We start from the raw sequence: 6,996 nt of genomic DNA, 5'->3' as shown, positions 1-6,996 counted from the left end.
ATCGCGCGCAGCCCCGCCTCCTGCCGCCCCTGGCCCACCACCGCCAGCCGGCATGGCCGCGTGGTGCGCGCCAGCGCCTGGAACAGCACGTCCAGGCCCTTGCCCGCCGTCAGCTGCCCGGCGAAGAGGAGCAGGTCCTCCTCGCGCGTCACGGGCGGTTGTGGCGCGGGCGGGACTTGCGCGTACAGCGGGATGACGTGCACCCGCTCGCGCTCGAAGCCATGCGCCACCACGTGCCCCGCCATGTACCGCGAGCCCACCACGAACGCGTGATGGCGCCGGGACAGCGCCTGCTCCGCCCGCAGGCTCCGCAGCGAGGCCAGCTTCACCCCGGGCCACGACTCCGAGCGCCCCACGAAGCCGAGGCACGGGTAACAGACCGCGCCCACTGGCTTCGTGCACGGCTCCTTCCCCAGCACCGTGTACTTGTGCTCGCGCAGGCAGAACAGCCGGTGGTCGTGGAAGAAGCGCACCACGGGCGCGGGCGAGTCCAGCAGCGCGCGCTGCGCGGACAGGCTCGCCAGCTGGTGGACGTAGACGACGTCCGGCGCCAGCTCCCGCAGCTGGCGCGCCAGGTCCACGATGGGAAACACGCCCCCGAACGGCGCCTGCATCACCGGATGCGGATCCGGCGTGACGTTCACGTCATAGAAGAGCAGCGACTCCACGCCCCTCGCGCCCAGCTCCCGCGCGGTCTCCCGCACATAGCGCTCGGCTCCGCCCACAGGGGTGGCGCCCTCGTTGAGCCACGCAACCCTCAAGCCCCTGCCCATGGCGTCCTCCCGCCCAGCCCGAGCATCGCGCCCACCCACCCGGCCACGTCCATCAGCGCGCCGCAGCCCTCGGGCAGCACCGTGTCCGAGGCGATGGCGGCGTACGCGGAGGGGCTGTCCACGTCGTAACCGTGCATCCCTTGCATCGCGCCTCCCACGAAGCTGGGCGCGAACAGCGCTCCCTCCCCCAGAACAAAGAGCGCTCGCCCATAGGGCGCGCCACGCACCGGCGCTCGCCGCTCCATCAGCGCCCCTTCGTCCAGCCACCGCCCCCGCAGCCCGTGCGCCGCCACCCGCTCGCGCGCCCGCGCCAGCGCACGGTCTTCTCCCCAGAAACGCATCATCGTGCTGTCCACGAACAGCCGCGTCCCCCGCAGCTCCCGGAGCAGCCGGCGCGGGTCCACCACGTCGCGGATGTCCGCCATCCCGTGGTCTCCCACGACCACCGTCGTCACCTCGCCGCCCCCAGCGCGCATCGCATCCACCGCCCGCTGGATCCGCTCGGAGACGCGGCCGGCCGCCGCCCGCGCTTCCCGGCTGCCATTGCCTGCCCGGTGCAGCGCTCCGTCCAGCTCCGTGGCGTACGCGAACGCCAGGTCCGGCTTCCGTGCCCGCAGCACCTCGCAGGTATGGGCCCAGCGCTGCTCCTCCGGCAGCTGCCACGGCGCCGCGAACACCCGCAGGCCCGCGCGCCTCGCCTCCGACAGGAACGTCTCCTCCCCGCCGATGCGCTCCGCGTTGAACAGGTCCTCCCGCTCCGGCAGGTCGAGCCAGCGGAACAGCTCCGGCGGCACCCGGTACAGGTCCACGTACCCCGTCAGCCCCGCCGTCTTCCTCAACACCTTCGCCGCCGCGCGCCGCAGCCTGCTGCGCTCGTGCACCAGCCGCGGCAACAGCCCCAGCCATTTCAGCGGCGCCAGCACTCCATCCCCTTCGTTCTCCGCGTGGGAGAAGAGGCACATCCGTCCATGCCGCTCCGGCGGCGTCCCGGTGAGGAGCGTCGGCAGCGCGCCGCACGAATAGCCGAGGATGCCGCGGAGGCGGCCCCGGTGGGGGAGCCCGCCCAGCCCTCCGAACGACTCCAGCTGGGACGGGCCCAGCGCATCGACGAAGATGACGAGGACGCGGCGCTGACCGGAGGGACGCGCCGGGACAGGCCCGCTCGCCCGCGCCTCGGTGGCGTCTCCGTATGGACACATCTCATTCCGGGACATGGGGTTGTCTCACTGCGAGAGGGGCGCCGCGTTCAGCTCCATGACCGTGACCGCGGCCGCCCCGACCGCCAGGAGCGGCGTCAGACGTTGCAAGACATCCGCCATGGTCGCGAACCAGTGCCGGGTGACGAAGACGATGTCCCCCCGCTCCAGCACCACGTCCGGAGCCCGGCCCGCCACCACGTCCGCGAAGCTCGCCTGATAGAGCCTCGGTTTGGAGAGCGGACCGCGCACCACCCGGATGTCCGCGGAGTCCGCGTCCACCGTCATGCCTCCCGCGCGCGTGAGCGCATCCGACAGCCGCAGGCCCGAGCGCCAGGAGAGGGCGCGGGCCGACTTCACCTCGCCCAGGATGCGCACCGAGGCCCCTTGCAGCGCCGGGATGAAGAGCAGGTCCCCCGGCGCCACCGGGATGTTGTGCCTCGCGTCTCCCGCGAGCGCACGCACCACGCTGATGGGCAGGGGCGTGCCCTCGCGGAGCAGCCGCGCGGCCTCCAGGTCCGCCAACTCCGCCAGCTCCGCGTCACCCGTCATCACCTTGAGGCCGCCCACCAGCGCGAGGAGCTCCGCGACGCGCGTCGTGCCACCTCCGAGGACGTAGGCGCCCGGCCGCTCCACCGCGCCGAGCACGCTCACCCGGTGTCCCGCCGGCTCCGTCACTGACAGGGAGACGAGGCCGAACCGGTCGTACCGGCGCAGCCGCTCCTGGATGCGCTCCTGGGCCTCCTCCATGCGCAGCCCCGCCACCGGCACCGCGCCGACCAGCGGCGCGTGGAGCAGCCCCGCTTCGTCCACCACGAGGCGCGGCACGTTCAGCGGCGCCGGGGAGATGGTGCCCAGCGAGAGCACGTCCCCGGGCTGAAGCTCGAAGGGCCTGGGTGCCGCGGCGTCCATCCCGGGAGGCTCGGGCACGGGCTCCGCCGTGAAGTCCGGGTCGTCCGAGGGACGCGTGGGCGCATGCGGAGCGTGGGCGCACGCGGACAACGTCAGGCCCACGAGCGCGAGGAAGAGGAGGCGCTTCATGCGGAGGCGCACTTGCCAGAAGCACGCCAGAAGGAGTGCTGGCATTCACCGTGCACCGGGCCCGTCCCCATGGAGCACTCCAACGCCACGGTTCGAACCCTCACCCTCACGGAGAGCGAGCTCACGGGCGTCGGAGTCCTCATTCTGCTCGGGGAGGCCCAGCGGGCCTTCGCCGCGGGAGTCACCACCTTGCTCATTGACCTGCGCCGCGTCTCAAGGCTGGACGCGCGCGCCGCGGACACCCTGGTGCGGCTGGCGCGGCGGGCGCCCGGGCACGTCCGCCTCGTGCTGCTGAGCCCCGCTCCCTCCGCGCGGTTCATCCTCCAGGCACTGAGGCTCGAGGAGATTTTCGAGATCCACGAGGACTCCGCAGAGGTCCTGAGGGCCGCAAGCTGACGGAGCCGTCCAAGATGTTCTCACTGGAAGAAGGCGCGGAGCATGGCGCTCCAGCGCCGCTCGTGCGGCAGGAGCCAGGGCGCTCCGGCCACCCCATCGACCCCCTGCGCATCGCCCGGGTGCTGCGGCGCCGCTGGCGCGTCATCGCTGGCGTCTTCCTGGCGGGCACCCTCTTGAGCGTCGCGCTGGCCAAGACGGTGGTGCCCCGCGAGTTCACCGCGCACACCATCCTGCTGTGGGAACCCGTGCACGTCTCCGCGGTGACGACCGCCGAACGGGAGATCCAGACGTTGATGGACACACTCAAGCTCCCCAACAACCTGGAGGAGCTGCGCAAGCGGACGCGCCTGCCGCTCACGCTCGATGCGCTGGCGCGGCGGCTGGACATCGCCGTGGCCCGCGACTCCAACATCCTCACCCTCTCGGCCATCGCGGACAGCCCCGAGGAGGCCGCGCGGCTCGCGGACACGATGACGCGGGTGTTCCTCGACGGCCGGCGGGACTCGGAGCGGACCCGGGCCGAGCAGCAGCTCCAGGCCGTCACCTCGGAAGTGGACAAGGTCCACGCCCAGCTGGAGGAGGCCCGGGCGCAGTACGACCGCTTCCGCGGGGAAGCCGGCATCGCGGACCTCACGCTCGACAGGCAGGCCGCCATCGAGGAGGCGGCGCAGCTGCGCACCGAGATGAACCGCTTCCGGATTGAAGCGGAGTCCTCGGAAGCCAAGGCCGCCCTGCTCAAGCAGGCGGCCCGCGGGCAGCCCGGCAAGGTGGTGCTTTCGGAGACGGAGAGCCACTACGAGCAGCGCAAGCTGGCCGAGCTGCGCGCCGAACTCACCGCCCGCAAGGCCAGCCTCTCCGAGGAGCACCCGGAGGTGCTGGGGCTCTCCAGCGCCGTCCAGGCCCTGGAGTCCTCGCCGGGCGAAGGCGCCATCTCCGACCGCGTGGTGGGGACCAACCCCGCGTGGACGTTCCTCCAGAACAGCCTGATTGACGTCGACACGCAGCGGGAGGCGGCCCAGAAGAAGTGGCGCTCCTACGCCGAGGTGGAGTCCTCGGTGCGCGACCGCATCACCCGGCTGTCCTCCATCGAGGGCCAGGCCAGCGTGCTGCTCGCGCAGGTCCACATCACCGAGGCGCGCCTGGCCGACCTCAAGGCGCGCCAGAAGGTGGTGGAGAGCGAGGTGCGCCAGCCGGAGGTGGAGCTGCGCGTCCTCACCCCCGCCGCCCCGCCGCTGCTCCCCTCGAAGTCCTACCGCCGCATGGTGGCCCTCCTCCTGCCGCCCCTCTTCGCGCTGCTGGCCGCGGTGGCCCTCGCCGCCTCCGCGCTGCGCGGCCTCAAGTTGTGGACGCCGGCCGAGTTCTCGTTCTGGGCCCACGGCCCGGTGGTGGCCGCCACCACGTGGCCCGCAACCTCCGAGGGCCTGGATGAGCTCGCCGCGGACCTCCGCGCCGCGCTGGACGAGGCGCGGGGCACCACGCTGCTGTTGCCCCTGGCGGCGTCACAAGACGGACGGGCGAAGGAGCTGCTGTCCCGTCTCGGGGCGGGGAACGTCCCGGCCCGGGATGGCATCCCGGAGCGGGATGCGCCGGGGGTGCTGTGGGCGGAGACGGAGCGCCCCATGGCGCTGCGCCGCGCGGCCCGCCAGTGCGACCGGGTGCTCGTGCTCGTGGAGTCGGGCGCGCACTCGCTCTTCGAGGTGGTGGCGCTGCGGCGGTTGCTCGGGAGCGAGGAGCGCATCGGACTGGTGGTGGTGGGGCTCGGCACCGACCTTGCTACCGCTCCGGATCGCGTGGGCGAGGTGGCGGGCTTCTGGTCCGGGCCCGGAGCGTCGAAGGGCGCCGCGAGGTCCCGCGCCGCTTAAGGGAGCCGCAATCACATGAAGACGACCTCTCTCTCCCTCATCACCGAGCCGCCCTCCATCCCCCGGAACTGGGAGGCCCTGCCCCCCGCCCTGCGCGGCCGGACGGCGCGCATGCGGGCTCGGGTGCGGCGCGCGAGCAGGGCGCTGGAGCAGCTGTCCGTCGAGCTGGGTCCCGTCCTGCGGCGGCTCATCGACATCCTGGCGGTGGGCCTTGGCCTGGTGCTCGTCTCCCCGCTGCTGCTGGTGACAGCCCTCGCCATCAAGCTCGACAGCCGCGGCCCCGTCCTCTTCCGCCAGGAGCGGGTGGGCCAGCACGGGCGCCCCTTCCAGATATTGAAGCTGCGCACCATGCGCGTGGGCGCGGACGCGGAGAAGGCGCGGCTGGCCACCCAGGTGCCGGGCGCGGTGGACGGCGGGCGCTTCAAGCTGCGCGTGGACCCGCGCACCACCCGGGTGGGCCGCGTGCTGCGCAAGTACAGCATCGACGAGCTGCCCCAGCTGTGGAACGTGGTGCGAGGAGACATGACGCTGGTGGGCCCGCGCCCGACGCTGTGGATCGAGGTGGCGAAGTACCGCGCCCGCGAACTGCGCCGGCTGGAGGTGCGGCCCGGACTGACGTGCCTGTGGCAGGTGGAGGGCCGCAGCGACCTCTCCTTCGAGCAGCAGGTGTCGCTGGACCTCGAGTACATCGACCGCGTCACACCGCGGCAGGAGCTGCACATCCTGGCCAGGACGATTCCCGCGGTACTCACCGGCCGAGGGGCCTACTAGGGAGTGACACCACCTTGTTCGCCGTCATCCAGCGGAGCGCCGCCACTCCCGGCGCGGGTTTGTTGTCCGTGGCCGGGCACCCGCTCGTCACCCGCCAGCTGCAGTGGCTGCGCGGAGCGGGCTTCGAGAAGGTGGCCATCGACATCGGCTCCGACGCCCGGGACAAGGAGCTGCGGCACGTCGTCTCCCAGCAGGAGGCGCTGGCCCGGAACGTGGTGTTCGTCCCCACGCCCTCGCTGCTCCAGCCGGGCGTCATCGCGGACTCGGCGGGCTTTCCCGCCGACGCGCCCTTCCTCGTGCTGCCGGACGCCGTCCTCGGCAACGCGGACCTGGCGGCCTTCTACCGCCGGGCGCCGGACCGGGGCGTGCGCGTGGGCCGCCTGGCGCCCCCTCCCGCCGTGGAGCCCTTCGCGCCGGCCGAGGTGCACCTGTTCACCGCCACCACCGGCCCTGTCGAGCTGGAGGACCTGCCCGGGTGGGGCACCCGCCTGGATACGCCCGGCGCGGCGCTGCGGCTCGCGTGCAAGGCGTTGCTGGGGCGGCTGCCGCAGCCGGAGGGGACGTCCTCCCTCCTCATCCACGCGGCCGAGCGCGAGCCGGGCGTCTGGGTGGCGCGCGGCGCCCGCCTCCAGCCCGGCGCCGAGGTGTCCGCGCCGGTGCTCATCGGCCCCGGCGCGCTGGTGCTCCGCGGGGCGCGCATCGGCCCGGGTGCCCTTATCGGACGGCGGTCCATCATCGAGCGCGGCGCGACCATCGTGAACGCGGTGGTGGAGGCGGAGACCGTGGTGGGCGAGGGCCTGGAGGTTCGCGGCGCCATCGCCGCCCCGGACGGGCTGGCTCCGCTGGATGGCACCGGCCCCCTGCTCCCGCTGGGAGACCCCTTGCTGCTGGCGCAGCGGTGGCTGCTCGCCCAGAGGGTGCTGCGCCTGCTTGGGCTCACCTGATGACGGGCGCCGC

The 6,996-nt window shown here is 73.2% G+C and carries 7 protein-coding genes; 4 read left to right on the top strand and 3 right to left on the bottom strand.

The genetic code is table 11. The annotated features are described in order from the left end of the window. The 3 genes from D7W81_RS09980 to D7W81_RS09970 form a co-directional block, all read right to left on the bottom strand. A partial coding sequence (locus tag D7W81_RS09980) for a glycosyltransferase (protein ID WP_147445414.1) occupies nucleotides 1-773 on the bottom strand: 773 nt, incomplete at its 3' end. Then, nucleotides 758-1,987, bottom strand: coding sequence for an alkaline phosphatase family protein (locus D7W81_RS09975; RefSeq protein ID WP_120555106.1), 1,230 nt, complete (start codon nucleotides 1,985-1,987; stop codon nucleotides 758-760). The genes D7W81_RS09980 and D7W81_RS09975, both read right to left, overlap by 16 nt. Before the next feature lie 9 nt (nucleotides 1,988-1,996). Then, the gene (locus D7W81_RS09970) at nucleotides 1,997-3,010 is read right to left on the bottom strand and encodes an SLBB domain-containing protein (protein WP_158621526.1); all 1,014 of its coding nucleotides are present in this window, start codon (nucleotides 3,008-3,010) and stop codon (nucleotides 1,997-1,999) included. A 12-nt stretch (nucleotides 3,011-3,022) separates the two neighbouring features. On the opposite strand from D7W81_RS09970, the gene D7W81_RS09965 reads away from it, so the two are divergent. From D7W81_RS09965 to D7W81_RS09950, 4 genes are read left to right on the top strand one after another with little or no spacing between them, the layout of a single operon-like run. Then, complete coding sequence (locus D7W81_RS09965) at nucleotides 3,023-3,406, top strand: STAS domain-containing protein (RefSeq protein ID WP_158621524.1); 384 nt, start codon at nucleotides 3,023-3,025, stop codon at nucleotides 3,404-3,406. A gap of 14 nt (nucleotides 3,407-3,420) precedes the next feature. Beyond that, nucleotides 3,421-5,268, top strand: coding sequence for a GumC family protein (locus D7W81_RS09960; protein ID WP_120555103.1), 1,848 nt, complete (start codon nucleotides 3,421-3,423; stop codon nucleotides 5,266-5,268). Between the two features lie 15 nt (nucleotides 5,269-5,283). Next, on the top strand, nucleotides 5,284-6,039 hold the full coding sequence (locus tag D7W81_RS09955) for a sugar transferase (protein ID WP_120555102.1): 756 nt from the start codon (nucleotides 5,284-5,286) through the stop codon (nucleotides 6,037-6,039). Between the two features lie 14 nt (nucleotides 6,040-6,053). Continuing rightward, nucleotides 6,054-6,983: a nucleotidyltransferase family protein gene (locus tag D7W81_RS09950; RefSeq protein ID WP_120555101.1), complete on the top strand. Its 930-nt coding sequence runs from the start codon at nucleotides 6,054-6,056 to the stop codon at nucleotides 6,981-6,983. Nucleotides 6,984-6,996 lie beyond the last annotated feature (13 nt).

Origin of the sequence: Corallococcus aberystwythensis (assembly GCF_003612165.1) — a bacterium.
GTDB lineage: Bacteria > Myxococcota > Myxococcia > Myxococcales > Myxococcaceae > Corallococcus > Corallococcus aberystwythensis.
Note: the sequence above shows the minus strand (reverse complement) of the source record. Positions and strands in the feature narration are given on the sequence as shown.

Bases quoted from the DNA above. Each gene is read 5' to 3' on its own strand.
- D7W81_RS09970 (WP_158621526.1), bottom strand. From the start codon at position 3,010: ATGAAGCGCCTCCTCTTCCTCGCGCTCGTGGGCCTGACGTTGTCCGCG.
- D7W81_RS09975 (WP_120555106.1), bottom strand. From the start codon at position 1,987: ATGTCCCGGAATGAGATGTGTCCATACGGAGACGCCACCGAGGCGCGG.
- D7W81_RS09955 (WP_120555102.1), top strand. From the start codon at position 5,284: ATGAAGACGACCTCTCTCTCCCTCATCACCGAGCCGCCCTCCATCCCC.
- D7W81_RS09960 (WP_120555103.1), top strand. From the start codon at position 3,421: ATGTTCTCACTGGAAGAAGGCGCGGAGCATGGCGCTCCAGCGCCGCTC.